General features: G+C 73.3%; 27 protein-coding genes and 1 tRNA gene. 16 read left to right on the top strand and 12 right to left on the bottom strand.

What is annotated here, in order from left to right; genetic code table 11:
- Window positions 1–158 precede the first annotated feature (158 nt).
- The 4 genes from OU787_RS15415 (at window position 159) to OU787_RS15430 (ending at window position 4,598) form a co-directional block, all read left to right on the top strand.
- Window positions 159–1,148 carry a hypothetical protein gene (locus OU787_RS15415; RefSeq protein WP_268659674.1) on the top strand — a complete coding sequence of 330 codons (990 nt, stop codon included), beginning with the start codon at window positions 159–161 and terminating at the stop codon, window positions 1,146–1,148.
- The gene (locus OU787_RS15420) at window positions 1,067–1,567 is read left to right on the top strand and encodes a PP2C family protein-serine/threonine phosphatase (protein WP_268659675.1); all 501 of its coding nucleotides are present in this window, start codon (window positions 1,067–1,069) and stop codon (window positions 1,565–1,567) included. Before OU787_RS15415 ends, OU787_RS15420 begins: the two co-directional genes overlap by 82 nt.
- 126 nt (window positions 1,568–1,693) lie before the next feature.
- Complete coding sequence (locus tag OU787_RS15425; protein ID WP_268659676.1) at window positions 1,694–3,187, top strand: aminopeptidase P family protein; 1,494 nt, start codon at window positions 1,694–1,696, stop codon at window positions 3,185–3,187.
- A 394-nt stretch (window positions 3,188–3,581) separates the two neighbouring features.
- On the top strand, window positions 3,582–4,598 hold the full coding sequence (locus OU787_RS15430) for a helix-turn-helix domain-containing protein (RefSeq protein WP_030457498.1): 1,017 nt from the start codon (window positions 3,582–3,584) through the stop codon (window positions 4,596–4,598).
- Window positions 4,599–4,657: 59 nt separating this feature from the next.
- Here the strand turns inward: OU787_RS15430 and OU787_RS15435 are convergent, their stop codons facing one another.
- From OU787_RS15435 to OU787_RS15455, 5 genes are all read right to left on the bottom strand, one after another.
- Complete coding sequence (locus OU787_RS15435; RefSeq protein WP_268659677.1) at window positions 4,658–5,440, bottom strand: MerR family transcriptional regulator; 783 nt, start codon at window positions 5,438–5,440, stop codon at window positions 4,658–4,660.
- A 104-nt stretch (window positions 5,441–5,544) separates the two neighbouring features.
- A complete protein-coding gene (locus tag OU787_RS15440) occupies window positions 5,545–5,967 on the bottom strand; it encodes a MarR family winged helix-turn-helix transcriptional regulator (protein ID WP_030457500.1) in 423 nt (140 codons plus the stop codon).
- 53 nt (window positions 5,968–6,020) lie between these two features.
- The gene (locus OU787_RS15445; protein ID WP_268659678.1) at window positions 6,021–7,148 is read right to left on the bottom strand and encodes a hypothetical protein; all 1,128 of its coding nucleotides are present in this window, start codon (window positions 7,146–7,148) and stop codon (window positions 6,021–6,023) included.
- Window positions 7,149–7,253: 105 nt separating this feature from the next.
- On the bottom strand, window positions 7,254–7,577 hold the full coding sequence (gene trxA / locus OU787_RS15450; RefSeq protein WP_327059387.1) for a thioredoxin: 324 nt from the start codon (window positions 7,575–7,577) through the stop codon (window positions 7,254–7,256).
- A gap of 25 nt (window positions 7,578–7,602) precedes the next feature.
- A complete protein-coding gene (locus OU787_RS15455) occupies window positions 7,603–8,019 on the bottom strand; it encodes a MerR family transcriptional regulator (protein WP_268659680.1) in 417 nt (138 codons plus the stop codon).
- An 86-nt stretch (window positions 8,020–8,105) separates the two neighbouring features.
- On the opposite strand from OU787_RS15455, the gene OU787_RS15460 reads away from it, so the two are divergent.
- The 3 genes from OU787_RS15460 (at window position 8,106) to OU787_RS15470 (ending at window position 10,700) form a co-directional block, all read left to right on the top strand.
- Complete coding sequence (locus tag OU787_RS15460; RefSeq protein ID WP_030457504.1) at window positions 8,106–8,906, top strand: GNAT family N-acetyltransferase; 801 nt, start codon at window positions 8,106–8,108, stop codon at window positions 8,904–8,906.
- 196 nt (window positions 8,907–9,102) lie between these two features.
- Window positions 9,103–9,456 (top strand): YciI family protein, encoded by a 354-nt coding sequence (locus OU787_RS15465; RefSeq protein WP_268659681.1) that lies wholly within the window; start codon window positions 9,103–9,105, stop codon window positions 9,454–9,456.
- Complete coding sequence (locus tag OU787_RS15470; RefSeq protein WP_268659682.1) at window positions 9,453–10,700, top strand: RNA polymerase sigma factor; 1,248 nt, start codon at window positions 9,453–9,455, stop codon at window positions 10,698–10,700. Before OU787_RS15465 ends, OU787_RS15470 begins: the two co-directional genes overlap by 4 nt.
- Window positions 10,701–10,827: 127 nt before the next feature.
- Here the strand turns inward: OU787_RS15470 and OU787_RS15475 are convergent, their stop codons facing one another.
- A complete protein-coding gene (locus OU787_RS15475; protein WP_035953543.1) occupies window positions 10,828–12,015 on the bottom strand; it encodes an ROK family transcriptional regulator in 1,188 nt (395 codons plus the stop codon).
- Window positions 12,016–12,175: 160 nt separating this feature from the next.
- Here OU787_RS15475 and OU787_RS15480 point away from each other — a divergent pair, with 160 nt between their 5' ends.
- A complete protein-coding gene (locus OU787_RS15480; RefSeq protein WP_030457509.1) occupies window positions 12,176–12,403 on the top strand; it encodes a hypothetical protein in 228 nt (75 codons plus the stop codon).
- Between the two features lie 48 nt (window positions 12,404–12,451).
- Here the strand turns inward: OU787_RS15480 and OU787_RS15485 are convergent, their stop codons facing one another.
- The 3 genes from OU787_RS15485 to OU787_RS15495 are packed head-to-tail and all read right to left on the bottom strand — an operon-like array spanning window position 12,452 to window position 15,684.
- On the bottom strand, window positions 12,452–13,771 hold the full coding sequence (locus tag OU787_RS15485) for a sugar ABC transporter permease (protein WP_051816429.1): 1,320 nt from the start codon (window positions 13,769–13,771) through the stop codon (window positions 12,452–12,454).
- Window positions 13,768–14,550 (bottom strand): ATP-binding cassette domain-containing protein, encoded by a 783-nt coding sequence (locus tag OU787_RS15490; protein ID WP_369794874.1) that lies wholly within the window; start codon window positions 14,548–14,550, stop codon window positions 13,768–13,770. Before OU787_RS15490 ends, OU787_RS15485 begins: the two co-directional genes overlap by 4 nt.
- 30 nt (window positions 14,551–14,580) lie before the next feature.
- Complete coding sequence (locus OU787_RS15495) at window positions 14,581–15,684, bottom strand: sugar ABC transporter substrate-binding protein (RefSeq protein WP_268659683.1); 1,104 nt, start codon at window positions 15,682–15,684, stop codon at window positions 14,581–14,583.
- 222 nt (window positions 15,685–15,906) lie between these two features.
- Between OU787_RS15495 and OU787_RS15500 the strand changes: the two genes are divergently transcribed.
- Together OU787_RS15500 and OU787_RS15505 are read left to right on the top strand one after the other, a co-directional pair.
- The gene (locus OU787_RS15500) at window positions 15,907–17,418 is read left to right on the top strand and encodes an LCP family protein (protein ID WP_268659684.1); all 1,512 of its coding nucleotides are present in this window, start codon (window positions 15,907–15,909) and stop codon (window positions 17,416–17,418) included.
- A gap of 92 nt (window positions 17,419–17,510) precedes the next feature.
- Complete coding sequence (locus OU787_RS15505; protein ID WP_268659685.1) at window positions 17,511–18,128, top strand: hypothetical protein; 618 nt, start codon at window positions 17,511–17,513, stop codon at window positions 18,126–18,128.
- A gap of 33 nt (window positions 18,129–18,161) precedes the next feature.
- Here OU787_RS15505 and OU787_RS15510 read toward each other — a convergent pair whose 3' ends face one another.
- Window positions 18,162–18,707 carry an RBBP9/YdeN family alpha/beta hydrolase gene (locus OU787_RS15510; protein WP_268659686.1) on the bottom strand — a complete coding sequence of 182 codons (546 nt, stop codon included), beginning with the start codon at window positions 18,705–18,707 and terminating at the stop codon, window positions 18,162–18,164.
- Window positions 18,708–19,176: 469 nt separating this feature from the next.
- On the opposite strand from OU787_RS15510, the gene OU787_RS15515 reads away from it, so the two are divergent.
- The 6 genes from OU787_RS15515 to OU787_RS15540 all read left to right on the top strand — a co-directional run bounded on the left by OU787_RS15515 (window position 19,177) and on the right by OU787_RS15540 (window position 24,488).
- Window positions 19,177–20,439 carry an ATP-binding protein gene (locus OU787_RS15515; RefSeq protein WP_268659687.1) on the top strand — a complete coding sequence of 421 codons (1,263 nt, stop codon included), beginning with the start codon at window positions 19,177–19,179 and terminating at the stop codon, window positions 20,437–20,439.
- Window positions 20,436–20,837, top strand: a complete 402-nt coding sequence (locus OU787_RS15520; RefSeq protein WP_030457517.1) for a roadblock/LC7 domain-containing protein — start codon at window positions 20,436–20,438, stop codon at window positions 20,835–20,837. The genes OU787_RS15515 and OU787_RS15520 overlap by 4 nt, the downstream gene beginning before the upstream one ends.
- Window positions 20,834–21,214, top strand: a complete 381-nt coding sequence (locus OU787_RS15525) for a DUF742 domain-containing protein (RefSeq protein WP_030457518.1) — start codon at window positions 20,834–20,836, stop codon at window positions 21,212–21,214. Before OU787_RS15520 ends, OU787_RS15525 begins: the two co-directional genes overlap by 4 nt.
- Window positions 21,189–21,800: a GTP-binding protein gene (locus OU787_RS15530; RefSeq protein ID WP_030457519.1), complete on the top strand. Its 612-nt coding sequence runs from the start codon at window positions 21,189–21,191 to the stop codon at window positions 21,798–21,800. The genes OU787_RS15525 and OU787_RS15530 overlap by 26 nt, the downstream gene beginning before the upstream one ends.
- 15 nt (window positions 21,801–21,815) lie before the next feature.
- Window positions 21,816–23,138 (top strand): cytochrome P450, encoded by a 1,323-nt coding sequence (locus OU787_RS15535; protein WP_268659688.1) that lies wholly within the window; start codon window positions 21,816–21,818, stop codon window positions 23,136–23,138.
- 240 nt (window positions 23,139–23,378) lie between these two features.
- Window positions 23,379–24,488, top strand: a complete 1,110-nt coding sequence (locus tag OU787_RS15540) for a tryptophan dimethylallyltransferase family protein (protein ID WP_232794781.1) — start codon at window positions 23,379–23,381, stop codon at window positions 24,486–24,488.
- 113 nt (window positions 24,489–24,601) lie between these two features.
- On the opposite strand, the gene OU787_RS15545 is transcribed toward OU787_RS15540, so the two are convergent.
- A complete protein-coding gene (locus tag OU787_RS15545; protein ID WP_030457522.1) occupies window positions 24,602–25,891 on the bottom strand; it encodes a flavin-containing monooxygenase in 1,290 nt (429 codons plus the stop codon).
- A 192-nt stretch (window positions 25,892–26,083) separates the two neighbouring features.
- Window positions 26,084–26,154: transfer RNA gene (locus tag OU787_RS15550), tRNA-Gly, on the bottom strand.
- Between the last annotated feature and the right edge of the window lie 33 nt (window positions 26,155–26,187).

Genomic DNA, 26,187 nt, shown 5'->3' on the forward strand with positions numbered 1-26,187 from the left:
CATACGATCCCTGGCACGTTCGGCCGCCGCACTCCTGGACATGCCCCGATCGGCCTGTGTACAAGTGGGGGAAACATGCCGAGTAGTGAGTAAAGACATCGTTTCGGTCGGTCTCGGTGGTCTTGCGTGACACGTTCCGGATTGTGGGGAGTTGCGACATGACCGACGTCCACCCGTTGACGTCCACGGCGCCCGCCGCCACGGCGCTGCCGCCCGCCCCGGCCGCCCCGGCGGCCGACCCGCTGCTGCTCCCGGAGCTCGGCGAGGTGCCCGCCGCCGACCTGCAGGACCGTTTGGCCGGATGGCTGTCCGATTTCACCAGCCTCCAGGAGCACCTCGAACTGCTGGCCCGGGCCGACGGCCTGGCCGGCACCCTGGACGCGCTGCTGGACTCCGGCGCGGCCCTGCTCGGCGCCCGCCGCGGCCTGGTGGTGACGCTGCCGCCCGGCTCCGAGGGCCAGCCGGCCCGCCCGGTCGGGCTCGGCCTGGACCGGGCGACGCTCGGCACGCTGGAGACCGTGCCGGTCGAGCACGGCCCGTTCGCCGGGCTGCTCGGCCGCCCCGGCCCGGAGGGCCGGCTGCTGATCGCCGACCTGGCCGCCGACCCGGCGGTCGGCCCCCGCTTCCGCGAGGTCGCCGAGCAGCTCGGCCTCGGCGCCTGCTACGCCCTGCCGCTGGCCACCGGCCCCGCGGAGGAGGTGCTCGGCGCGGCCGCCTGGTTCTACGACGAGCCCGGCAGCCCCGACGAGCGCCGCGAGCACCTGGTGCGCCGCTACTGCGAGTTCGCCGCCCCGCTGCTGGCCCGCCAGCTGGCCGCGGACCGGGCGGTGCGCGCCGCCGAGACGCTGCGCCGCTCGCTGCTGCCCGGCCACCTGCCCGCCCGCACCGGCCTGAAGGTGGCCGCCCGCTGCGTCCCCGCCGCGCTGGAGCGGGCCGCCGGCAGCGACTGGTACGACGCGATCGCGCTGCCCGACGACACCGTGGGCCTGACCGTGGGCAGCGTGCTCGGCGGCGGCCCGGGCGCCGCCCGCACGCGGGCACCGACGCGGCCGCCGCGATGGGCCGGGTGCGGGCCGCGCTGCGCGCCTACGCGGTGCTGGAGGGCGAGGACCCGGTCTCGGTGCTCGGCGACCTCGAACTGCTGCTGAAGACCACCGAGCCGACCCGCTCCGCCACCGCGGTCTACGCCTGCGTCGACCCGGCCGAGCGCCGGATCGCGCTGGCCGGCGCCGCCAACTGCCCGCCGGTGCTGCTCACCCGCTACGGCGCCAACTTCGTGGAGACCTCGCTGTCCGCGCCGCTGGGCATGCTCAGCTGCTGGGAGGCCCCCGGGGTGGAGCTCACCGCGGAGCCCGGCGACGTGCTGGTGCTGTACACCGAGGGCCTGGCCCGCCGCTTCGCCCCCGCCCTGCACGCCGGGCAGAGCGCGCTGCGCCGGGCCGCCGCCGACGCCCCGCGGGACGTCCGGCTCGACCCGGACCGGCTCTGCGCCCACCTGCTGGAGCAGGCCGGCGGCGGCGAGCCCGGCACCGACGACCTGGTGCTGCTGGCCGCCCGCTTCGAGTAGCCCCGGCCGGACCCCGGACGCCCTTCCTCCGTTCGAACGGCCCTACGTACCATGGGGGCGACATCCGCCCGCACGCCCCGCGACCCGGGGACGGGCGGGCGGTAGCGCGCGCAAGGAGGCGACGTAGTGACCGAGGACCGCAGCCCGGCGGTGTCCGAGAACCCCGAGGGTTCCGTCGAGGGCGAGGAGGCCGAGAAGCCGGTCAAGAGCCGCAAGAACGGCCTGTACGGCGAGATCTCCGACGAGCTCGCCGCGTCCATGCGCTCCGGCTGGGCCGACACCGAGCTGCACGGCCTGCAGCCGGACGTCCAGGCCCCGTACGCGGCCGAGCGCCGCGCCAAGCTGTCCGCCGCCTTCCCCGGCGAGCGCCTGGTCGTCCCCGCGGGCAACCTGCGCACCCGGGCCAACGACACCGAGTACGCCTTCCGCGCCGCCAGCGAGTACGTCCACCTGACCGGCAACCGGACCGAGGACGCCGTCCTGGTCGGCGAGCCGGTCGACGGCGGCCACGCGTTCGCGCTGTACCTGCTGCCGCGCTCCGACCGGGAGAACGGCGAGTTCTGGCTGAGCGGCCAGGGCGAGCTGTGGGTCGGCCGCCGCCACTCGCTGGCCGAGTCCGAGCAGCTGTACGGCCTGCCGGTGCGGGACGTCCGCAAGGCCGCCGAGGAGCTGGCCGCGGCCGACGTCCCGACCCGGATCGTGCGCGGCTACGACGCCGCGCTGGAGGAGGCCCTCGCCGAGCGGCTCGACGAGGAGAAGGACGACGAGCTGAAGGTGTTCCTGTCCGGGCTGCGCCTGGTCAAGGACGAGTGGGAGATCGGCGAGCTGCGCGCCGCCTGCGACGCCACCGTGAACGGCTTCACCGACGTGGTGCGCGAGCTGGACCGGGCCGTCGCCTCCTCCGAGCGCTGGATCGAGGGCACCTTCTGGCGCCGCGCCCGGGTCGAGGGCAACGACGTCGGCTACGGCACGATCGCCGCGGCCGGCCCGCACGCCACCACCCTGCACTGGGTCCGCAACGACGGCGACGTCCGCCCCGGCGAACTGCTGCTGCTGGACGCGGGCGTGGAGACCCACACCCTCTACACCGCCGACGTCACCCGCACCCTGCCGATCAACGGCCGCTTCTCCCCGCTGCAGCGCAAGGTCTACGACGCGGTGTACGAGGCCCAGGAGGCCGGCATCGCCGCGGTCCGGCCGGGCGGGAGGTTCCGCGACTTCCACGACGCCGCGCAGCGGGTGCTCGCCGCCCGCCTGCTGGAGTGGGGCCTGATCGACGCCTCGGTGTACGACCTGGAGAAGGTCCTGGAGCTCGGCCTGCAGCGCCGCTGGACGCTGCACGGCACCGGCCACATGCTCGGCCTCGACGTGCACGACTGCGCGCACGCCCGCCGCGAGCAGTACGTGGACGCGCTGCTGGAGCCCGGCATGGTGCTGACCGTCGAGCCCGGCCTGTACTTCCAGGCCGACGACCTGACCGTCCCCGAGGAGTACCGCGGCCTCGGCGTCCGGATCGAGGACGACATCCTGGTCACCGCCGACGGCCACGAGAACCTCTCCGCGGCCCTGCCCCGGCAGGCCGACGAGGTCGAGTCCTGGATGGCCGGCCTGACCGCCTGACCGCCCGCGCGGCACGTACCGAAGCCCCCGTCCGGCCGGTCCGGCGGGGGCTCCGTCGTGCTCAGTGGCGTCGGCCCCAACCGGAGCAGGCCGCGCAGGTCGGGAGGTTCTTCGCATAACGGGCATGACGGAACATGGACATCTGACGCTCTCCGGACATGGTGGTGGAAGAGGACGGGGAACGGCCGCACCGGACCCCGATGTGATGACTCCTCATCCTCCCGGGAGGTTGTCTCCCGATTCCAAAGGTTTTCCGCCGCCGTCCGCCCCCGTCCGATCAGCCTGCGCCACCGTCCGTGCGCACCCGCCCACCCCGCCGCCGCTCCCGGCGGGCCGGCGTCCCGGACGGCTAGACTCGGCGCGAAACCGCCGACGGCCGCCCCGGGAGCACCACATGGCCGAGCCCGTGCCCATCACCATCGGAAGGCGCCCGGCGCCGGTGCACACCGTCGCGGTGTACGCCTTCGCGGGCATGGCCCCGTTCGAACTCGGCGTGGTGGTCGAGGTGTTCGCCCTCGCCCGGCCCGAGCTGGCCGGGCTGCTGGCCGCCCCCTGGTACGACGTCCGGGTGTGCGCCGAGCGCCCCGGCCACCCGCTGGAGGCGGTCGGCGGGTTCTCCCTGACGCCCCGTCACGGCCTGGAGGAACTCGCCGCCGCCGACACCGTCGTGGTGGTCGGGGTGCCCGACCCGCACGGCGACGTCCCGCCCGCCGTGGTGGCCGCGCTGCGCACCGCGCACGCCCGCGGCGCCCGGGTGGTCTCGATCTGCTCCGGCGCCTTCGCGCTGGCCGCCGCCGGCCTGCTGGACGGCCTGCCCGCCACCACGCACTGGCGGTACGCGCCGGAACTGCGCCGCCGCTACCCGCACGTCCGGGTCGACCCGGACGTGCTGTACGTCGACAACGGCCAGGTGCTGACCAGCGCGGGCAGCGCCGCCGGCATCGACCTGTGCCTGCACCTGGTCCGCCAGGACCACGGCGCCAAGGTCGCCAACACCGTCGCCCGCCGCTTCGTCGTCCCGCCGCACCGGGACGGCGGGCAGGCGCAGTTCATCGAGGCGGCGGTGCGGCCGGTGGACGAGCCGGAGGACGGGGTGGCCCGCTCGATGCGCTGGGCGCTGGACCACCTCGCCCGGCCGCTGACCGTGCCGCTGCTGGCCCGGGCGGCCGGCATGTCCGACCGCTCGTACCTGCGGCACTTCACCGCCCGCAACGGGGTCAGCCCGATGCGGTGGGTGGCGATCCAGCGGATCGCGGCCAGCCTGCCGCTGCTGGAGTCGCCGGAGGGCAGCGTGGAGGAGATCGCCGCGGCGGTGGGCTTCGAGTCGGCGGCGACCTTCCGCCACCACTTCGGCCGCACCATGCGCACCTCCCCGACCGCCTACCGGCGCACCTTCGGCCGGGCCGCCTGACGCCGGGCCGCCCGAGCGCCGAACCACCCGGGGACCGGCCGCCCGACGCCGGGCGGCCGTCAGCCCTGCCGCTGCTCGCGCTCCAGCCGGTCCGCGTTGGCGTGGATCGCGTCCCGCAGCCACTGGGCCAGGCCGGGGGCGAGCTTCTCGTACGTCTCGGTGAACCGCGGGTCGGCGAGGTACATGTCGCCGAGGCAGCGGTGCATCTGCGGGCCGCAGTCGTAGAAGTTCAGGCCGATGTGCCGCCGGTGCTGCTCGGCGACCGACATCGCCTGCTCGCTGTCCGGGGCGGTGCCGGCGGTGAGCGCCGCCACCATGGCGTCGTTGATGCCGTCGGTCTCGGCCTTGATCCGCTCCCAGTCCGCCTTGGTGTAGCGGGCGGTGCGCTGCTGGGACTGCTTCCAGGCGTCGGTCTCGCCCCAGCGCTGCTGGGCCTCGTCCTCCCAGTCCTCCTGGTAGTCCTTGCCGAACACCTCGAACTTCTCCTCCGGGGTCAACTGGATCCCCAAGGTCCTCGCCTCCATCGCTCGCTCGACCGCCGCGGCGAGTTCCTCGAGCTTGCGGATCCGGTCGCCGATCAGCTCGCGCTGCCGGCGCAGGTGCTCGCTCGGGCCGACCGTCCGGTCGTCCAGGATCGCCGCGATCTCCTCCAGCGGGAAGCCGAGTTCGCGGTAGAACAGGATCTGCTGCAGCCGGTCCAGCTCGGCCTCGCTGTAGCGCCGGTAGCCGGCCGGGGTGCGGTCGCTCGGCGACAGCAGCCCGATCCGGTCGTAGTGGTGCAGGGTGCGCACCGTGACCCTGGCGATCGCCGCCAGCCGTCCGACCGTGTAGCCCTCGTCCATCGCGTTTCCCTCCTTCCCGCCGCTGTGCGACCAGCCTGGGGCCTGACGCGACGTGAGGGTCAAGCCGCTCGGGCCCGGCCCCGGCCACCGCCTTCCGCGGGCGGCTACTCGGACTCGCCGTAGCGGATCAGGTAGGCGGCGAACCGGTCCAGGTCCTCGTCGTCCCAGGAGGTGAAGCGGTCGGTGAAGGCCCGCCGCCGCTGCTCGTACGCCTCCGCCAGCAGCTGTTCGCCGGCCTCCGTCAGGTGCAGCAGCTGGCCGCGCTGGTCGTCCGGGTCGGCCTGGCGGCCCAGCAGCCCGAGCCGCTCCAGCGCGCCGACCTGCCGGCTGACGGTGGACTTGTCGAGCATGAAGTGCGACGCCAGGTCGGCGGCCCGGCACGAGCCCCGCTCCTTGACCAGGTCGAGCATGCTGTACGTGACCAGCGAGAGCTCGGGGTGCAGCTGGGCTGCCTTGTGGCGGGCCCGGCGGGCGAACGCGGTGAGCTCGCGCTGGATGGTCTCCAGCGCGGCGTCGCGGTCGGGCATGGCGTGGCTCCTTCGTCGTGCGGTGTTGCCGACCACGGTAGGGGTAGCCGCGCTCAGACGCCGACCGCCTCCTCCATCTCCTCCTCGGCGGCCTCCGCCGCAAGCTGCTCGACGGACCGATCGGCAGGCTGCTCGGCGGCCTGTTCCGCGCCCGGCACGACGGCCGGCGCCGGGGCCGGGGCCGGGGCGAGGGCCGGGGCGAGGGCCCGCTTCCGCTCGGTGCGGGCGGCCGCCAGGAGCAGCACCGCACCGGCCGCGAGCCAGCCGAACAGGGTGGCGACGTGGCCGCCGAGCCCGGCCCGGCCGCCGAAGTAGACGTGGTCGCGGACGCCCTCCAGGAAGCCCGCGCCGTTCCAGAAGGAGTGCAGGGCGCGGTAGAAGCCGTTCTGCAGCTCGGGCTGGAAGATGCCGCCGGAGCTGGTGAAGTTGAGCATCACGAACAGCGCCATCATGGTCAGCGTGGTCCACCGGCCGAGGAAAGCGTGCAGGGCGGTGCCGATCGCGACGATGCCCGCCGAGTACAGCCAGCTCATCGCCCAGACGCCGAGCAGGCCGTGGTCGACCAGGTGGAAGACCGGTCCGGCCAGCGCCGTGCCGAGCAGGCTGACCACCAGGGCGACGCCGAGGCCGAGCAGGGCCCGCACCCGCATCGCCAGGGCCGCGCCGGCCGCGCCGAGCACCGCGACCGAGCCGTAGGAGCCGATGCTCAGCGCCACCAGCAGGAAGAACAGGCCCTGCCCGGTCGGGTCGCCGGCCGGCAGCGGGGTCAGTTCCTGGACGGCCAGCGGCTTGCCCTGGTGGGCGGCGACCTGGGTGAACACCTTCTCGGCGGCGCTCGCCGAGGTCTCCGAGTTCGCGGTGGCCACCAGCAGGGTCGGCGCGTCGGCGTCCGGCACGTACGCGGCGACCAGGTCGCGGTCGAGCAGCCGCTGCCGGGCCGCGTCGGAGTCGGCCGCGGTGGTGACGTCCAGGCCGTCGCCGGCCTTGTCCTTGAGGGTCTGCGCCAGCACCTGGGCCTGCGGTCCCTGTCCGACCACCGCGACCGGCAGCTGGTGCGGGGCGGGGGCGTGGAAGGCGGACAGGTAGGCGATCCCCATGCCGAGGCACATCAGCAGCGGTGTGACCAGGTGGGTGAGGACGTGCCGCAGGGCGGGGCGGGACACCGCTGACACCGAGGACATCACGACTCCATGGTTGGGAAGTACAACTATTATTTAGTTGCACTTTACAACGCGAGAGTCCTCCGCAGCCATCCCCGGCCCCGCCCTGTGGCACACCTCACCCGCCTACAGCAGGTCGTCGAGCTCCCGCAGCAGGCGGCTCTTCGCCCGCGCTCCCACCAGCGAGCGCACCGGCTCGCCGTCCTTGAACACCATCAGCGTCGGCATCGACAGCACCCCGTACGCGTTCCGGGTCTCCGGGTTCGCGTCCACGTCCAGCGCGACCACCGCCAACCGCCCGGCCTGCTCCGCCGCCACCTCCGCCAGCACCGGCGCCAGCTGCCGGCACGGCGGGCACCAGTCGGCGGTGAACTCCACCAGCACCGGCCCCGGCGCCGCCAGCACCCGCTCGGCGAAGTCCCGGTCCGTCACACTGTCCACGCCACCCATCGCGTCCTCCTGTCGTCGGTCGTCGTCACTCCTCGGTGCGGACCAGCTCGCAGCGCGGCTCGCCGCCGCCGGCCCCGGCCAGCGCGTCCCGGGCCGCCTCGGCCCGGGCCAACTGCCCCGCCACCGTCTCCCGGACCTCGCTCAACCGGGCCACCATGGCGTCCAGTTCGGCCAGCTTCGCCCGGTACACCTCCAGCGAGGCCGGGCACGAGTCGCCCTCCGGGTGGCCCGCCCGCAGGCACTCCACGAACGGCCGGGTCTCCTCCAGCTCGAACCCGAAGTCCTGGAGCACCCGGATCTGCCGCAGCAGCCGCAGGTCCTCCTCGTCGTACGCCCGGTACCCGTTCCCCCCGCGCCGCGCGGGCAGCAGCCCCCGCGACTCGTAGTACCGGAGCGCCCTGGTGGTGGTCCCCGCCCGCTGCGCCAACTCGCCGATCCGCATGCCACGACGCTAGACCTTCACCCCGACGTCAACGCCAGCCCCTTTTCCGCTGTCCGCCGCCCCACGATGATCGTTAGGCTCGCCTGATGACCGAACTGACCACGGCCCTGCTCGCGGCCTACGACGAGCACATGCGCGGCCTCGGCGTCCGCGCCGAGGACGAGACCCACGACAGCGACGGCCCGCTGCTGCGCAAGTACGGCGGCTTCCGCGGCTTCGTCACCTCGCCCCGGCCCGACCTCGGCCTGCGCGGCGACGCGCTCGACGAACTCATCGTCCGCCAGCGCGAGTTCTTCGCCGCCCGCGGCGAGAGCGTCGAGTGGAAGACCCGCGGCCACGACCTCCCCGCCGACCTCCCGGCCCGGCTGACCGCCGCCGGCTTCGTCGGCGAGGAGCCCGAGACCGTCCTGGTCGGCCTCGCCGCCGAACTCGCCACCCCCACCCCCGCCCCCGAGGGCGTCACCGTCCGCCGGGTCACCTCCCCCGCCGACATGCGGCGGATCGCCGCGATGGAGAGCGAGGTCTGGGGCGAGGACTGGTCCTGGCTCGCCGACGACCTCGCCACCCGCGCGAACGGCCCCGCGGACTTCCTGGTCCTGGTCGCCGAGACCGACACCCCCCGCCCCGAGGTGGTCTCCGCCGCCTGGCTCAACCGCACCCCCGGCAGCGAGTTCGGCGGCCTCTGGGGCGGCTCCACCCTCGCCGCCTGGCGCGGCCGCGGCATCTACCGCTCCCTGGTCGCCCACCGCGCCCGCTGGGCCCTCGACCACGGCATCCGCTACCTCCAGGTCGACGCCTCCCCCGACAGCGCCCCCATCCTGAACCGCCTGGGCATGCACGCCGTCACCACCACCACCCCGTACGTCTGGACCCCGCCCACCGCCTGACCCGCCACCCGGTGCGCAGCAGCGGGGGCGCTGCGCGCGGCCGGACCGGCCCGACGAACACCCCTCCGACCTGCGGAAACACCGCCGGTCAGAACTTCCTCGGAAAATCTTCGGCAGCATGTAGAGAACCCTCCTCCCCGCTCCGACCAATGGACGCAAGCACGAACCGCCCGAACGAACCGAGGAAGTGGTCCCCGTGAAGTACCTGCTGATGACGTACGGCAACCAGGAGAAGTGGGCCGCCCTGTCGACCGAGGGCTGGACCGAAGCGGTCGCCCAGCAGGACGCGTTCAACAAGCGCTACCAGGAGACCGGCGAGCTGATCGGCGCCTACGGCCTCGGCGACGCCGCGGTCAGCCGCCTGGTGCGCCGCCAGGAGGGCCTGCCCGCGGTCAGCGACGGCCCCTACCTGGAGACCAAGGAGTACATGGCGAGCTTCTACCTGCTCGACTGCGAGAACGAGCAGCGCGCCCTGGCGATCGCCGCCGACATGCCGTGGGCCGACCGCGAACCGGTGGAACTGTGGCCGATCCTGCACGAGGCGAAGTGAGCCCGACCGTCCCGGCCGCCGACCAGGACCTGCTGCGCGCACTCGCGCCGCAGGTCCTAGCGGCGTTGCTGCGCCGTCACGCCGGTGCCTTCGACGCCTGCGAGGACGCGGTGCAGGAGGCGCTGCTCGCGGCGGCCGAGCAGTGGCCGCGGGAGGGGCGGCCGGCCAATCCGCGCGGCTGGCTGGTGACGGTCGCCTCGCGCCGGCTGGTGGACCTGGTCCGGGCCGACCGGGCCCGCCGGGAGCGGGAGGAGCGGCTGTTCCTGGCCACCCCGCAGTCCGAGCTGCTCGGCCGCCCGGCGGACGCCGACCCGGACGCCGACCGGGACGACTCGCTGGCCCTGCTGTTCCTGTGCTGCCACCCGGCGCTGACCGCGCCGAGCCGGATCGCGCTGACGCTGCGCGCGGTGGGCGGCCTGAGCACCGCGCAGATCGCGGCGGCGTTCCTGGTCCCCGAGGCCACCATGGCGCAGCGGATCAGCCGGGCCAAGCAGACCATCCGCTCCTCGGGCCTGCCGTTCGCGCTGCCCGCCCCGGCCGAGGCGGACGGCCGGCTGCGCGAGGTGCTGCAGGTGCTGTACCTGGTCTTCAACGAGGGCTACACGTCCACCGCGGGCGGTGACCTGACGGCCCCCCGGCTGTCCGACGAGGCGATCCGGCTGACCAGGCTGCTGCACCGGCTGCTGCCGCGGGACGCCGAGGTGATGGGCCTGCTGGCGCTGATGCTGCTGACGGACGCCCGGCGCCCGGCCCGGACCGGCCCGAACGGCGAGCTGGTGCCGCTGGCCGAGCAGGACCGCACCCGGTGGGACGCGGCGGCGGTCGCGGAGGGCACCGCCCTGGTCGAACGGGCCCTACCGGCCGGCCGGGTGGGCCCGTACCAGCTGCAGGCGGCGATCGCGGCGCTGCACGACGAGGCCCCGGACGTGACCGCCACCGACTGGCCGCAGATCCTGGCCCTGTACGACCTGCTGCTCCGGGTCGCCCCGGGCCCGGTGCCCGCGCTGAACCGCGCCGTGGCCCTGGCCGAGGTCCGCGGCCCGGCCGCCGCCCTGGCCGAACTCGACGCGCTCTCAGCCGAGTTGGACCGCCACCACCGCTACCACGCGGTCCGCGCCGAGCTCCTCTCCCGCACCGGCGACACCCCCGCCGCCGCCACCGCCTTCCACCGCGCCGCGGCCCTGGCCCCCAGCCTCCCCGAACGCCGCTACCTCACCGAACGCGCCCACGCCCTCCCTCAGTAGCCCCGCCGCACCCCGTCGGCTCCGGAGCACCGACCCCACCCGCAGCGCGACCGAAGCGGCCTGCCCGGCCCTCAACGACCCCAGGAGCCCTTCTTCCCCTCCCCCCGCCGCCCCCGCGCAGCGGCCCTCACCCCCCGACCGCCACCGCCACCGCAGCGTCGATCGCCCCGTACAGCTCCGAGCGCAGCCCGAGCCGGCTGGTCCGGATCTCGACGGCTTCGGCGACGGCGGGCTGGGCGTAGCGGTCCACCGACTCGCGGATGCCGTGGACGAGCGGGGCGCCGGCCTGGCCGAGTTCGCCGCCGATGACGATGGCGGCGGGGTTGAGGCAGTTGACCAGGTCGGCGAGGACGCGGCCGATGGTGCGGCCGGCTTCGCCGATGACGCGGGCGGCGGCCGGGATGTCGGCGAGCCGGTCGAGCGGCGGGAGGTCGACGTGTTCGCCGGGGCGGGCGCCGGGGGCGAGGACGTGGGCCAGGCGGCGGCGGACCTCGACGATGGAGGCGACGGACTCCAGGCAGCCGCGGTTGCCGCAGCGGCACCAGGTGCCGGTGTCGGGGAGCTGGATGTGGCCGATCTCGCCGGAGATGCCGCTGGCGCCGCGGTAGATGCGTCCGTCGAGCAGGAGTCCGGCGCCGATGCCGGTGGAGGCCTTGACGTAGACGAGGTCGTTGACGGTGCCGCCGGTGCCGTGGGCGCGTTCCCCGCGGGCGCCCATCTCGGCGTCGTTGCCGACGGTGACGGGCCGGTCGAAGACCCGGCCGAGTTCGGCGGCGGGGTCCATGCCGATCCACTGGGAGAGGGTGGAGGGGGCGCGGACCACGTTGGTGCGGGTGTCGAGGGCGCCGGGGATGCCGGCGGCGATGGCGGTGATCTCGTCGAGGCGGTGCCCGGCGGCGTCGAGGGCCTGGCGGGCGAGCGTCTCGGCGGCTTCGAGGACTTCGCGCGGGTGGTTGTCGACGTCGAGGTGGGCGGTGGCTTCGCCGAGGACGGTGCCGGAGGTGTCGGCGACGGCGGCGGTGACGTGGGTGTGGCCGAAGTCGAAGGCGAGCACCAGGGCGTGGGCGCGGCGCAGGGTGACGGCGGCGGCGCGGCGGCCGCGGCCGGCGGTCGTCGCCGCGGTGGCGGTGGTCTCGCTGACGAGCCCTTCGTCGAGCAGGTCGGTGACGGCGCTGCTGACGGCGGAGCGGGAGAGCCCGGTGAGCCGGCTGATCTCGGTGCGGCTGAGCGTGCCGTGCTCGCCGAGGACGGCGAGCAGGGCGGCCCGGGTGCGCAGGCGGCGGGCCGAGGGGGCCGGGGTGGCGGGGGCTGTCATGCACGGAACGGTAGCGGACTCTCCGACCATTTTCACCGTTGAACGGATTATTTGACGTTCTGCTCGTCCTCTTGACGGACGAATTGGCCTATACCTATGGTCTAGGGCAGCAGTAGTACCTCATGTGCCGGTACGAGGACGCGCCGGGAGAGGAAGGCCGATGAACGCCACCCAGAGCCGTCATCGCTGGTGCGTCGAGATTCCGCACGCCAACGAGATCCGCTCCGGCCGCCACCTGTTCATCGTGGACGCCGCCGCCGAGGAGGACGCCCGCCGCGAGGCGATCGAGCGCGCCGAGTCGGCCGAGGCCCGCCGCCACCGCCGCGACGCCGACCTGGACCTGGCCCAGGTCACCGTGGTCCACCTGGGACTGCTCCGCACGCACTGATCCCCCGCCGGCCACCGGGCCGACGGGGGATCTCACCGCTCGGAGGCGCTACGCCCGCCCGGCCGACTTCTGGGTCCGCCGCGCCAGCGAGTCGATCACCACGGCGGCCAGCAGCACCGCACCGGTGATCATGAACTGGATCGCGTTGCTCAGTCCCTGGATGTTCATCCCGGACTGGATCGAGCCGATCACCAGCGCACCGAGCAGCGCCGACCAGGTCGACCCCCGCCCGCCGAACAGGCTGGTGCCGCCGATGACGGCCGCCGCGATGGCGTTCATCAGCAGGTTGCCGCCGCCGGAGGTCTGCGAGGCCGACTGGATCTGCGCGGCCAGGAACAGGCCGCCGATCGCCGCCATGGTGGAACAGATCATGAACACCGTGATCCGCACCAGCGAGACGTTGATGCCGGCCCGCCGGGCGCCCTCGATGTTCCCGCCCAGCGCGAACACCTTCCGCCCGTACGGGGTGCGGCGCAGCACGAACTCCAGCACCACCACGAAGACCACGAACACCAGCAGCGCCAGCGGCAGCCCCTTGTACTGGTTGAGCGTGTAGGCCACCAGGAACCCGACCACGGCCAGCGCCGCGCTGCGCACCAGGATGTCGGTGAGCGTCCGGTACGGGACGCCGGAGGCCCGGCGGCGCCGGGCGTCCAGCAGCGAGGAGCCGAGGAAGAGCACCACGCCGGCCGCCGCCAGTCCGTAGGCGGCGATCTGCTGCCCGTAGATGGTGGAGTACAGCCGGGAGACGATGTCCTTGCCGGACAGGTTGACGGTGCCGCTGGCGCCCAGGATCTGCAGCATCAGGCCGTTCCAGCCGAGGTTGCCGGCCAGGGTGACGACGAACGCCGGGACGCCGACCTTGGCGAAGAACAGGCCCTGCACCAGGCCGACCACCGCGCCGCCGACCAGCGCGGACAGCAGCGCCACCCACTGGTTGACGCCGTGGGTGACGTTCATGACCGCGAAGATCGCCGCGCACAGGCCGCTGACCGAGCCGACCGACAGGTCGATCTCGCCGAGCAGCAGCACGAACACCACGCCGAGCGCGATCATGCCGGTGCCGACGATCTGCTGGGAGAGGTTGGAGAGGTTCTGCGCGGACAGGAAGCTGCTGTTCAGCGAGCCGAACACGGCCCAGATGACGATCAGCGCGACCACCACCGGGGCCGAGCCGAGCTCGCCGCTGGTCAGCCGCCGCTTGAACTCGATCAGGTAGCCCTTGAGGCCCTCCTGCCGGACGATCAGCCGCGGGTCGACGGCCGGGGTGGCCTCCGCGGCGACCGGCACGGGCGCGTTGACGCCGCCGGCCGGCATGGAGTCCTCGGGCAGCGGCCGGTGCCCGGGCTCCGGGGTGTCCCCGCTCATCGCTCGCCTCCCTCACCGCGGGCCTGCCGGCGGGTCACGGCGTTGTCCGTGGCACCGGTGATGGCCGAGATGATCTGCTCCTGGTTGGTGGAGTGCTTGTCGAAGACCCCGTTGTTGCGGCCCAGCCGCAGCACCGCGACGGTGTCCGCGACCGCCATCACGTCGGCCATGTTGTGGCTGATCAGGATCACCCCGAGGCGCTGGTCGCGCAGCCGCTCGACCAGGTCGAGGACCTGCGCGGTCTGCTCGACGCCGAGCGCGGCGGTCGGTTCGTCCAGGATCACCACCTTGGGCGAGCCGATCAGCGCCCGGGCGATCGCCACCACCTGGCGCTGTCCGCCGGAGAGCGAGGCGATCGGGATCCGCACGCTGGGGATCCGGATGGAGAGGGTGTCCAGCAGCTGCCGGGAGCGCTTCTCCATGGCGACCTCGTCCAGGACCAGCCCGAACTGCTTGATCTCCCGGCCGAGGAACAGGTTGCCGACCACGTCCAGGTTGTCGCACAGCGCGAGGTCCTGGTAGACGGTGGCGATGCCCAGGTGCTGGGCGTCCTGCGGCCGGTGGATGGACACCGGCCGGCCCTCCCACTCGATGACCCCCTCGTCCGGCTGGTTGACCCCGGCGATGGTCTTCACCAGCGTCGACTTGCCGGCGCCGTTGTCGCCGACCAGCGCGACCACCTCGCCGGCCCGCACCTCCAGCTCGATGCCGGTGAGCGCCTGGACGGCGCCGAACCGCTTCGAGATGCCCCGCAGTGCCAGTACGGTCTCACCCGCCACCGCGACCACCTCCTCTCCGGTGGAAGGCGGTCACTGGATCCCGGCGGCCTGGCAGGCCGAGGCGTAGTCCGGGGTGCAGATCTGCTGCGCGGTGTACAGGCCGTCGGCGATCACGGTGGACTTGATGTTGTCCTTGGTGAGCACGGTCGGGGCGATCAGCAGCGAGTCGACCTTGGTGCCGCTGCCGTTGGTCGAGGTGGTGGGCTTCAGCGAGGCGCCCAGGCTCTTGCCCTGGGCCAGCTGCACCGCCATCTCGCCGGCCGCGTCCGCCTCCGGCTTGTACGGCTTGTAGATCGACATGGTCTGCGTCCCGGCCAGGATCCGCTGCACCGCGTCGAGCTGGGCGTCCTGGCCGGTCAGCGGGACGCTCAGGTTGGCCGCCTTGAGGGCGGTGGCGATGCCGGCCGCCATGCCGTCGTTGGCGGAGTAGACGCCGACCACGTTCGGGGCGCCGATCGCGGTGATCGCGGCGGCGGCCTCCTGGTTGGCGGTGTTCGGGTCCCACTGCGGGGTGTCGTACTCCTTGCCGATCTTCAGCTTGCCGTCGATCGCGCTGTGCGCGCCGGCCTTGAAGTCGGCCGCGTTCGGGTCGGTCGGCGAGCCGTTGATCATGATGATCTGGCCGCTGGACGCCTTGTCTCCGACCGCCTTGACCAGCGCCTCGCCCTGCAGTTCGCCGACCTTGTGGTTGTCGAAGGAGACGTACGCGTCCACCGGGCCCTGGGCGAGCCGGTCGTAGGCGATCACCTTGACGCCCGCGTCGTGCGCCTTCTGCACCGAGGACTGGATCGCCTTGGAGTCGACCGCGTCCAGGATCAGCACCTGGTCGCCCTTGGTCAGCGCGGTGTCCACCTGGGTCTGCTGCTGCGTCGCGTCCTGGTTGGCGTTGTAGTAGTCGATCTGCGCGTTCGGCGCCAGCGACTTGATCTTCGCCTCGATCAGCGGGCGGTCGAACTGCTCGTACCGGGTGGTCTTGGACTCCGGCAGCAGCAGGCCGATCTTCACCGCCTGGTTCGCGCTGCCCGAGGAGCCCGAGGAGCCAGACGACTGCTTGGCACTGCCGCAGGCGGCCAGGCCCGCGGCGAGCGAGGCCGCGGTGACCGCGACGGCGATCCGACGGAGACCGGTGTGCATGATGCCCTCTTCCTGTGGATGGCGCCCCCGTCACCGAGTGTGAGAACGCTCGGCCGCCGCCACGATCGGGACTGGGCCGAGCGGGTGGCGGTGCCCCGTCCGGCCGGTCCGCCGGGGGCCGGGCGAGGACGGGTGTGACTTCACCCGTCCGGGTTTGTATGCTTCGCTCGACTTCTACAGCCTTGTAGAAGTTCGGTCGGCGGCAACGGGTGAGGGGGCGTCATGTCCGCACGCAGGGCGAGGACCGGTCACGGCGGCACGCGCGGCCGCGGCCACCGGGTGCGGCGGATCGCGCTGTGGACCACCGCGGGCACCGTCTCGCTGACCGTGCTGGCCGGCGGGCTGCTGTACTACCGGCTCAACGGCAACCTGAGCACCTTCGGCAGCGACGGCCTCAGCAAGGAGCGCCCGGCCGCCGCCAGCGCCGACGCCGAGGGCCGCACCCCCGTCAACCTGCTGCTGATCGGCTCCGACTCCCGCGCGGGCAGCAACAAGGACCTCGGCGGCGGCCAGGACGGCGGCGCCCGCTCGGACACCGCGATCCTGCTGCACGTCTACGCCGACCACAGGCACGCCGTCGGGGTGTCCATCCCGCGCGACTCGCTGGTCGAGGTCCCGCCCTGCATGCTGCCGAACAAGACCTGGACCAAGGACCAGCCCAGCGCCATGTTCAACAGCGCCTTCTCGGTCGGCGACACCGACCAGGGCAACCCGGCCTGCACCCAGAACACCGTGGAGAAGCTCACCGGGCTGCGCATCGACCACACCATGGTGGTCAACTTCCAGGGCTTCGCCGACATGACCACCGCGGTCGGCGGCGTCGACGTCTGCCTGCCCAAGGCCGTCTACGAGGGCGACCTCAACCCCAACCTCGGGCACCGCGGCAAGGAGCTGTTCAAGCAGGGCCACCAGACCATCTCCGGCCAGGCCGCGCTCGACTACGTCCGGATCCGGCACGGCCTCGGCGACGGCTCCGACATCGGCCGCACCAAGCGCCAGCAGGCCTTCCTCTCCTCGCTGATCAAGCAGGTCAAGGCGAAGGGCATGGACCCCACCACGCTGCTGCCGCTGGCCGACGCCGCCACCAAGGCGCTCACCGTGGACGAGGGCCTCGGCTCGGCCGGCAAGCTGGTCGACTTCGCCATGTCGCTCAAGAACGTCGACCTGCACGACATCAAGTTCCTCACCGTCCCCTGGCGCTACCAGGGCGAACGGGTCGCCCTGCTGCACCCCGACGCCGACCAGCTGTGGGCCGCGCTGAAGGCCGACCGCACCCTGGACGGGCAGGACACCGCCCCGAGCCCCGCCGCCGCCGACCCGAGCCCCGCCGCGCCCACCACCACCGCGCCCGCCAAGGTCGACGGCGCCGGCGTCCGGGTCGCCGTCTACAACGGCACCGAGACCGCCGGGCTGACCACCCGGGCCGCCCAGGCCCTGGAGGAGTCCGGGTTCACCGTCACCGGCCGGGCCAACGCCTCCTCCCGCACCCACCGCAGCACCCTGGTCGAGTACGGGGCCGGCGAGAAGGCCAAGGCCGAGAAGGTCGCCGCGCTCTTCCCCGGCGCCGTCCTGCAGGCCGGCGGCCAGGCCGGCATCTCCCTCACCCTGGGCGCCGACTACGCCGCCGGCGGCACCACCGCCGCCCCGCCGGTGCCCACCGGCCCGCTGCCCACCAGCGTCAGCCAGGCCCGCTCCGCCGACGAGGACGCCTGCGCCGACCTCACCTACGGCTGAGCCCGCGACCGCACCCGCGCACCCGCGCACCCGCACCGACCCCGCCCGCGCCGACCGCCGGGCGCTCCACCACTCACGGGGGGACATCGGCGATGGACCCGCACACCGGCAGCGGCCCCACCCAACAGGACCGGGCCGACTTCGAGTACGCCCTCGGCCGGGCCCTGGCCGACCCGGCGGTGCGCGCCGCGCTCGCCGACGACCCCCGGCGGACCGCCCGGCTGCGCACCCTGGCCCGGCAGCACTCCGCCCGGATCCTGGCCGCCGCCGAACCCGAGTACCTGGCCTACCGGCAGCTCCGCGACACCGTCCCCGAACCGCCCGCCCGGACCGCCGACCCGCGCGAGCGGCTCACCGGCTGGCTGGGCGCGCTGGCCCTGATCGTGCCGATCGTCAGCGGCAGCGCCGCCGCCGTGTTCTTCCTGCTCGGCGCCGTCCTCGACCTGTCCCGCCCGCACGCCGGACCGGCCGGGGAACTGCGCGCCGCCGCCTGGACCACCGTCGCCGTCGCGGTGGCCGGCGCGCTGGTCGGACTGCTCGGCCTGCTGCTCACCGCCGTCTGGCGGCGCACCGACCCGGCCGGCGACCCGCAGCACGAGCAGCAGGTCGCGGACGCCCGCACCGCCTGGCGCAGCACCCTGCTGGAACGCGGCCTGCTGCCGTTCCTGCTCGCCGACCCGGACGACGGGCCCGGGTCCACCGGCCGCTGAACCGGGCTCCTGCAAACTGCCGTTGACGACCGGTCAGCCCGCGGACGGGAGCAGCCGGCCGAGCAGCCGGCGGCCGTCGGGCCAGTCGCCGAGGCCGGAGGCGGCGTTGATGTGGCCGAGCCGGCCGGCCTCGACGAGTTCGGCGCCGAGCGCGGCGGCGGTGGCCCGGGCGTGGTCGAGGGTGGCGTAGGGGTCGTCGGCGCTGGCCACCACGAGGGTGCGGAAGGGCAGCGGCGCGGGGCGCGGGCGGTGGTAGCCGGTGGCCCCGGCGGGGAAGGCGGGGCCGTGCGGGTCGGGGGCGGCGACCAGCAGCGCGCCGACGACGTCCGGGTCGGTGTGGTCGGCGGCCCACTCCACCAGGGTGTTGCAGCCGAGGCTGTGGGCGACGACCAGCTTGGGTCCCGGGGTGCGCCGCAGGGCGGCGTCCAGGTCGGCGACCCAGGCGTCGCGTTCCGGGTCGTCCCAGGAGTCGTGCTCGACCCAGACGGTGCGCGGGTCGGCGGCGTGCCAGCGGTACTGCCAGTGCCCGGGGCCGGAGTTGCCGATTCCCGCGAGGTGCACATACGTGACGGATTCCATGGAGACCTCGTGCTCGGCCGCCCGGGGGCGGTCGGGGGCGGCCCCGGCCCCGCGGCGGGAGGGGTGGATCGTGTGTCCGCACCTTAACGGCAGGTTGCGCGGCGTGGCGTTCTCCGGCCGGTACCGGCCGGACCGCATGGTGGCGCACTTCTTGACGCCGCGTCGGAAAAAACCCGGAACTCGCGCGTTGCTCCCCCGATCGGGGCCCGCCCTGTGATAAATGGCCCGGTGGGAGGCGGTGGAGCGGCCGCGGGGCCGGATCGGACCGGGTACTGACGATCGATCAGGGCGCTGACCTGCGGTTCCAACTCCCCTTGTCCACTTCGGTGCAGACGCATCTTCACGCCGATGTGGACGATCGTTCACCTGTTCGCCCGATGATACGATCATCCCGCTTGGGGGAGCGGCGGGTTCACCCTGCGATGACGGGGATTCAGCAGTCGGCCGCCAGTCGCCTGAAGAGAGTCTTATGACGAAATACACAGCGAACCCATTGCTCTGGGTTCTCTTCCTCGTCCTGGCCGCCGCGATCCTCGTCGTGGTCCGCCAGCGCAAGGCAGCCGCGGCACTCCGACAGGAGATCGACGGGCTCCGGGAGCACTACACCGACCTGGAACACCACTATACGCAGTCGGTCGCCTCCGCTCAGGAACAAGCGGACGAAGCAACCAAAACGGTATTGAAGTCCGCCATGCGGACGCTCCAGGGCCTCGCGGCGGAACAGCAGTTGATCCTCTCCCGGCTGCAGGTCAAGTACGGCGAGTCGGTGATCCTGCAGGACCTCCTGGAGGTCGACCACACCAACTCCCAGTTCGGCCGCCGCGCCCAGTCCATCGCCGTCCTGTGCGGCGGCTGGCTCGGCCGCCACCGCGACGTCGCCTCGGTGTACGACGTGGTGCGCTCCGCGCAGGGCCGCATCCGCCACTACCGCCGGGTGGAGATCCTCTCCCAGGTGGACTTCGGCATCTCCAGCCGCGCGGTGGAGCCGGTCGCCCTGGCGCTGGCCGAGCTGTTCGACAACGCGACCTCGTACTCCAGCCCCGACACCGTGGTGGAGGTCAACATCCGCACCGTGCCCAAGGGCGTGGTGGTCGTGGTGGACGACGCCGGCGTCGGCATGAACGACGAGGAACGGGCCCGCGCGGAGCGGCTGCTGACCACCGACCGGGTCACCGGCGTCGGCGGCCTCGGCAACCCGCCGCAGTTCGGCCTCGCGGTGATCGGCGTGCTCTCCGAGCGCTTCGGCTTCGAGGTCTCGGTGGACTCCTCCTCCCCGTACGGCGGTGTCCGCTCGGTGCTGCTGCTGCCGCACGAGCTGCTCACCAACATGCCGGAGCGGCGCCCCCAGCAGCCCGCCCCCGGCACCGCCCAGCCCCAGGCACCCGTCCAGGGCCAGGCGCCCGCACCCGTCGCCCGACCGGCGGCACAGCCGGTCCCGCTGCCCGCCGCCGCAGTCCCTCCCGCGGCGATCGAGTCGTTCGGCTCCACCGACGACGGCCTGCCCATCCGCCGCCGCAAGCGGCCGATGGCGATCGTCCCGACGGCCGAATCCGCCCCCTACGGCGCGCCCGCAGCGCCCGCCGCCCCCGCGTCCCGCTCCGGGGCGCAGACCGCGGCGATGCTGGGGGCTTTCCAGCGCGGCACCAGGTCCGGTCGCGCCACCCAGCGGGACGACGCGAACCAGACGACCAGCACCCGCGGTGCAAGCAGTGAAGGGCATGAGTTCTCGTGAACGACGATCTGTCTTGGATGCTCGACAGCGCGCTGGAGATCCCCGGGGCCCTGCACGCGGTCCTGATCTCCGCCGACGGCCTGCTGATGGCCCGCACCAGGGACATCGACAAGGACAACGCCGACCGGGTGGCCGCCGCGATGAGCGGCGTGCAGTCGCTCAGCCGCTCGCTCGGCTTCTTCTGCGACAACCCGACGCAGCGCTGGCAGCAGACCCTGGTCGAGTTCGACGGCGGCTGGGTGTTCCTGATCTCCGCCGGTGACGGTGCCTACCTGGGCGTCTCCGCGCTGCCGGACGTCGACATGCAGGACATCACCTTCCGGATGCAGCAACTCGTGGGCCAGCTCGGCAAGTTCCTCGCCGCGCCGCCCCGCGAGGACCTGGGGGTCCGCCGGTGAGGGGCAGCGGCGAGGACTTCGAGTTCGAGCCCGTGGACTTAGTCCGCGCCTACATCATCACCAAGGGGCGGGAGCTGCCCGACGAGCAGCAGCTGTCCCTGATCACCCTGGTCACCGCCACCCCGGAGGAAGGCCGCCGCCCCACCCGGCTCACCCCGGAGGAGCAGCGCCTGCTGGACATCTGCTCGGCCGGCTACCTCTCGGTCGCCGAGGTCGCGGGTCACACCCGGCTCCCGCTGGGCGTGGTCCGCATCGTCCTGGCCGCGCTCACCGAGAGCGGCCACCTGATGACCCGTCCGCCGGTCCCGAGGGCCCGGAACGCCGACAAGGACCTTCTGGAGGAGGTGCTCAATGGGCTTCACCGCAAGTTCGGATGACCGGGGCGGGCTGACCACCGACGACTACGTCGCCGGAGGTGCCACCCAGACCGCCGTGAAGATCCTGGTCGTCGGACACTTCGCCGTCGGCAAGACCACCTTCATCGGCTCGATCTCCGAGATCGAACCGCTGTCCACCGAAGAGACCATGACCCAGGCCGCCGAGGCCGTCGACGACCTCAAGGGCGTCCGGGGCAAGACCACCACCACGGTCGCCCTGGACTTCGGCCGCCTCACCATCAGCGAACGCGTGGTGCTCTACCTGTTCGGCACCCCCGGGCAGACCCGCTTCGTCCAGATGTGGGAGGACATGGCCCGCGGCGCCCTCGGCGCGCTGATCCTGGTCGACCCCGAACGGCTCGCCGACTCCTTCCCCGTCATCGACCTGATCGAGCAGTACGGGCTGGACTACGCCATCGCCGTCAACCACTTCGACGGAAACCCGGAGCGCGCCGAGCGGGCGCTGCGGGAGGCCCTCGACCTGCTCGACGAAACCCCGGTCGTCACCTGCGACGCGCGCAACGAGAAATCGTCGGCCGCCGCACTCACCACTCTCGTCCGCTATTTGCTGGACCGCGCCAGCTAGGAGCAACACGCAGCCATGGACGCTCAGTCTTCCGCCCCGGTACCCCCGCCCGGGTGCCCGGCCCACGGCGGCCGAGTGCCGCTGTACGGACCGGAGTTCGCCGCCGACCCGCAGTCGTACTACGACTACCTCCGGCACTACGGCCCGACCGCCCCGGTCGAGCTCTCCCCCGGGGTGAACGCCACCCTGGTCACCGAGTACTCGGCCGCCCTGCAACTGCTGCAGGACCCCACCTCCTACCGTCGTGACTCCCGCCGCTGGCGGGAGCTCAACGAGGGCCGGGTCCCGATGGACAGCCCGGTGCTGCCCCTGCTGGTGCACCGCCCGAACGCGCTGTTCTCGGACGGCGCCGAGCACCTGCGGCTGCGTCAGGCCATCACCGACAGCATGGCCCGGATCGACCAGCGCCGGCTGGCCCGCAGCACCCGGCAGGTCTCCGACTTCCTGCTCGCCCAGTTCGGCTACCGCGGCTCCGCGGACCTGCTGAGCGCCTACGCCAAGCAGCTGCCGCTGTTCGTCTTCAACGAGCTGTTCGGCTGCCCCGCCGACATCGGCGACCGGGTGATGTTCGGCATCTCCGGCATGTTCGACGGCGTGAACGCCGAGCAGTCCGCCCAGGTGCTGTTCGGCGCGGTCGGCGAGCTGATCGCGCTCAAGCGCAGCCGGCCCGGCGAGGACGTCACCTCCTGGCTGCTGCAGCACCACGCCAAGCTCTCCGACGAGGAGATGGTCCACCAGCTCTCGCTGCTGCTGGGCGCCGGCGTCGAACCGCTCGGCAACCTGCTCGGCAACACCCTGCACCGGCTGCTCACCCACGACGCCTACGCGCACCAGGGCGGTCTGATCGACGAGGCGATCGACGACACCCTGTGGGAGAACCCGCCGATCTCCAACCTCGGCCCGCACTACCCCGCCGCCGACGGGGAGTTCGCCGGCGAGAAGGTCCAGGCCGGCGACCTGCTGCTGGTCAGCTACGCGGCCGCCAACAGCAGCCCGATCCTGGCCGCCGAGCGCCGCGCCAGCAGCCGGGCCCACCTGGCCTGGAGCGCCGGACCGCACGCCTGCCCGTCCAAGGACCCGGCCCGGCAGATCGCCATGACCGCGCTGGAGAACCTGTTCAACAAGCTGCCGGACATCGAACTCGCCGTCCCGGAGCAGATGTTGAGCTGGCGCCCCGGCCCGTTCAACCGCGCGCTGGTCTCGCTGCCCGTCCGGTTCACTCCGAGCGAGTCGGCCCAGCGCCCGCAGCCCGCCGAGTCCGCCAAGCCGGCCCCGGCCGCACAACCCGCCGGAAAGGGTGGACGTTGGAGCCAGTTCCTCAACTGGTTGTCCAAGTGACCTTCACAACACTTGTCTCCCCGTCATTCCGGCATGAACCCTGAAAAACCCGGGTAATCAGCGCGAATGCCCGCGCCATATGCCATGGCGCCGATGACCGGAGAACAGGAGGGTGTCGTGGACCACATATCCCAAGACGCCGCCGAGACCCGCAGCCCGTTCCTCCCAGGGCCCACCGCTCCCGGCGGCCGCCCTCTCCGCACCGACGTCCCCCGGCCACTGGGCCGGGGGACAGTTCTGTTGCCGCCCAGACCGTCCGGACGCACCGTCGGCGGCCACACGGCCCGTCAACTCCTCGACCTGTGCGCCCTGGTGGGCCTGGACGCGGGTGACTCCGCCGCCTACGCCCGCGCCCTGACCGACGCGCTCGGCCCGGTGGTGCACCGGCCGCTCGACCTGCCGCCCGCCGTCCGGACCTTCCTCTCCGACGACCACACCCCCGTCGAGTTCTCGCTCTCGCTGTCCGCCGGCACCGCCCCCTCGCTGCGGATCCTGCTCGAACCGGCCAGCGGCTTCGGCACCCTGGGCGAGAGCGGCCGGCTCGCCCTGCGCGCGGTGCACGAACTGGCCCGCCGCTGGGACATCGCCACCGACCAACTCGACCTGATCCAGGACCTCTTCCTCCCCGACGACCCGCAGGGGAGCTTCGCGCTCTGGATCGCCCTGGAGCTGTCCCCCGGCGGCGTCCCCCGGATGAAGGCCTACCTCAACCCCTCCGCGTCCGGCCCCGACCGGGCCGGCGCCACCGTGCGCGAGGCCCTGCGCCGGCTCGGCCACCACCGGGCGTACGACAGCCTCCCGCCCGCCGACCGGCTGGTCTTCCTCGCCCTCGACCTCGGCGACTGGGACACCCCCCGGCTGAAGCTGTACACCGCCCACCACGAGCTGCGGGCCTCCGCCGTCAGCACGCTCAACCGGATGGCCCACGGCCCCTCGCCCGCCGAGACCGAAGCCTTCCTGCACACCGCCTCCGGGCTGCCGGCCGGCCGCGACGGCGTCTTCGACCGCCGCCCCGTGCTCACCTGCCACGCCTTCACCGACCCGGCGGCGGACCGCCCCAGCGGCTTCACCCTGCACGTCCCGGTCCGCGACTACGCCCGCGACGACCGCGAGGTGCTGGGCCGCGCCGAGACCCTGCTGACCCGGTACGGGATCGACCCCGCCGTGCTCCGCGACTCGTTGGGCGCCCTCACCCCGCGACGGCTGGAGGACGGCGTCGGCCTGATCGCCTACCTGGCCATGGTCCACCAGGAGGGGCGCGCCGCCCGGCTGACCGCCTACCTCTCCTCCGAGGCGTACCAGGTCCGCCCGCCCGGCGGACGGCCGGGCGGACCGCGGCCGGTGCGCTGACCCGCCGCACCGCCGCTCCCCCGCCGTCCGCCGACGGCCGCAGCTGCCGGAGGAAACCCCGTGACCCCCTGTATCACGGGCATCCCGAGGAACCCTCCGCTGCGGCCCAGGCGCTACGCCTCCGCCAGCTGGCGCAGGTAGCCGTTCACGTCGACCTGGACCGAGGCCCCCGCCGACAGCCCGTACCGGCGGCCGATGCCCTCCAGGTAGCCGTCGACCTCCTTGGCCATCACGTCGGCGCCCGGCAGCAGCGACTCGCCGGTCACCAGCCGCACCACCCAGCGCGCCTGCGCCTCCACCAGCCGGGTGATCGACCCCACCGGGCGGACCAGGCCCAGGAAGTACAGCCCCGGCCGCTCCGGGTCCACCACCCGCCGGTACAGCCGCACCGGGCCCCGCCCGCCCGCCGGGTGGTCCGCCGGCAGGAACGGCATCGTCCAGCCGAAGCCGGTGCAGAACACCAGCGCGTCCGCCTCCTCGGCGCTCCCGTCCGTGAAGCGGACCGTCGACCCGGACAGCTCCGCGATGCCCGGACGCGGCCGGACCGCGCCGTGCCGGATCCGCTGCAGGATCTCGTCCGAGACCGTCACCGGCGACTGGAAGATCCGGTTCGGCGGCTCCGGCAGGCCGTACTCGGTCAGCGGGCCGCGGGCCACCCGCAGCGCCTCCTCGATGAACTCCTGCTGCTCCGGCAGCGACTTGGAGCTGAACCACGGCGCCACCGCGATCATGTCCACCGACATGCCGAACAGCTGCTTGGGCACCACGTGCTGGCCGTTGCGCACCGAGAGCACGGTGCGCTCCGCGTGCCGCGACACGTCCGCCGCGATGTCCACCGCCGACGCCCCCAGGCCCACCACGACCACCCGCTGCCCGGCGAACTCGGCGCCGTCCACGTAGTCCATCGAGTGCAGCACCCGGCCGGTGAACGTCTCCGCGCCCGCCGGCAGCGGGTTCGGCAGCAGCGGCACGTCGTGGTGCCCCGACGCCACCACCACCTGGTCGAAGGTCCGGCTGCTCTCCACTCCCCGCGCGTCCCGGCTCACCACCGTCCATATGCCGTGCGGGTCCTGACGTATCGACACCACCTCGGTGCGGAACTCGATGTACGGCAGCAGCCCCGCCCACTCGGCGAACTCCCGCAGGTACACCGCCATGTCCCGGTGGCTCGGGTACAGCGGCATCTCCTCCCCCATCGGGAAGGACTCGAAGCCGGTCAGCTGCTTCGCACTGTTCAGGTGCAGCGCCCGGTACGCCGGCCCCGGCTCCCCCGCCGACGGCCGCCGCCAGATCCCGCCCACCCCGGGCGACTTCTCCAGGCAGACGAAGTCCAGCCCGCGCTCGCGCAGCGCGTACGCCGCCGCCAGCCCCGACAGCCCCGCCCCGATCACACAGACACCCACCGCGACCTCCAGGAATCGCTCAGCCGTTAACTCGCCGCTCCCCGAACAATCTTGACCCTCCAGCATAAGCAGCCCCCACACCACCCCCGGGACCCACGAGCCCCGCCGACCGCACCCACCGCCCGCTGCCCGCCGACCGCCGTACGGAAACGACGAGAGCCCCCGGGCCGGTGGCCTGGGGGCTCTCTGCGGAGCGGGCGACGAGAATCGAACTCGCGCTCTAAGCTTGGGAAGCTCATGTTCTACCATTAAACTACGCCCGCAGCTGACGGCCCGTCAGTGACGGCCCGATCAAG

It is taken from the genome of Kitasatospora sp. YST-16, assembly GCF_026802215.1.
Classification (GTDB): domain Bacteria; phylum Actinomycetota; class Actinomycetes; order Streptomycetales; family Streptomycetaceae; genus Kitasatospora; species Kitasatospora cineracea.

Excerpts from the sequence above, each read along its gene's own strand:
- OU787_RS15415 (WP_268659674.1), top strand. The coding sequence starts at position 159 with ATGACCGACGTCCACCCGTTGACGTCCACGGCGCCCGCCGCCACGGCG.
- OU787_RS15430 (WP_030457498.1), top strand. The coding sequence starts at position 3,582 with ATGGCCGAGCCCGTGCCCATCACCATCGGAAGGCGCCCGGCGCCGGTG.
- OU787_RS15435 (WP_268659677.1), bottom strand. The coding sequence starts at position 5,440 with ATGGACGAGGGCTACACGGTCGGACGGCTGGCGGCGATCGCCAGGGTC.
- OU787_RS15440 (WP_030457500.1), bottom strand. The coding sequence starts at position 5,967 with ATGCCCGACCGCGACGCCGCGCTGGAGACCATCCAGCGCGAGCTCACC.
- OU787_RS15445 (WP_268659678.1), bottom strand. The coding sequence starts at position 7,148 with ATGTCCTCGGTGTCAGCGGTGTCCCGCCCCGCCCTGCGGCACGTCCTC.
- trxA (WP_327059387.1), bottom strand. The coding sequence starts at position 7,577 with ATGGGTGGCGTGGACAGTGTGACGGACCGGGACTTCGCCGAGCGGGTG.
- OU787_RS15455 (WP_268659680.1), bottom strand. The coding sequence starts at position 8,019 with ATGCGGATCGGCGAGTTGGCGCAGCGGGCGGGGACCACCACCAGGGCG.
- OU787_RS15460 (WP_030457504.1), top strand. The coding sequence starts at position 8,106 with ATGACCGAACTGACCACGGCCCTGCTCGCGGCCTACGACGAGCACATG.
- OU787_RS15475 (WP_035953543.1), bottom strand. The coding sequence starts at position 12,015 with ATGACAGCCCCCGCCACCCCGGCCCCCTCGGCCCGCCGCCTGCGCACC.
- OU787_RS15480 (WP_030457509.1), top strand. The coding sequence starts at position 12,176 with ATGAACGCCACCCAGAGCCGTCATCGCTGGTGCGTCGAGATTCCGCAC.
- OU787_RS15485 (WP_051816429.1), bottom strand. The coding sequence starts at position 13,771 with ATGAGCGGGGACACCCCGGAGCCCGGGCACCGGCCGCTGCCCGAGGAC.
- OU787_RS15495 (WP_268659683.1), bottom strand. The coding sequence starts at position 15,684 with ATGCACACCGGTCTCCGTCGGATCGCCGTCGCGGTCACCGCGGCCTCG.
- OU787_RS15500 (WP_268659684.1), top strand. The coding sequence starts at position 15,907 with ATGTCCGCACGCAGGGCGAGGACCGGTCACGGCGGCACGCGCGGCCGC.
- OU787_RS15505 (WP_268659685.1), top strand. The coding sequence starts at position 17,511 with ATGGACCCGCACACCGGCAGCGGCCCCACCCAACAGGACCGGGCCGAC.
- OU787_RS15510 (WP_268659686.1), bottom strand. The coding sequence starts at position 18,707 with ATGGAATCCGTCACGTATGTGCACCTCGCGGGAATCGGCAACTCCGGC.
- OU787_RS15515 (WP_268659687.1), top strand. The coding sequence starts at position 19,177 with ATGACGAAATACACAGCGAACCCATTGCTCTGGGTTCTCTTCCTCGTC.
- OU787_RS15530 (WP_030457519.1), top strand. The coding sequence starts at position 21,189 with ATGGGCTTCACCGCAAGTTCGGATGACCGGGGCGGGCTGACCACCGAC.
- OU787_RS15535 (WP_268659688.1), top strand. The coding sequence starts at position 21,816 with ATGGACGCTCAGTCTTCCGCCCCGGTACCCCCGCCCGGGTGCCCGGCC.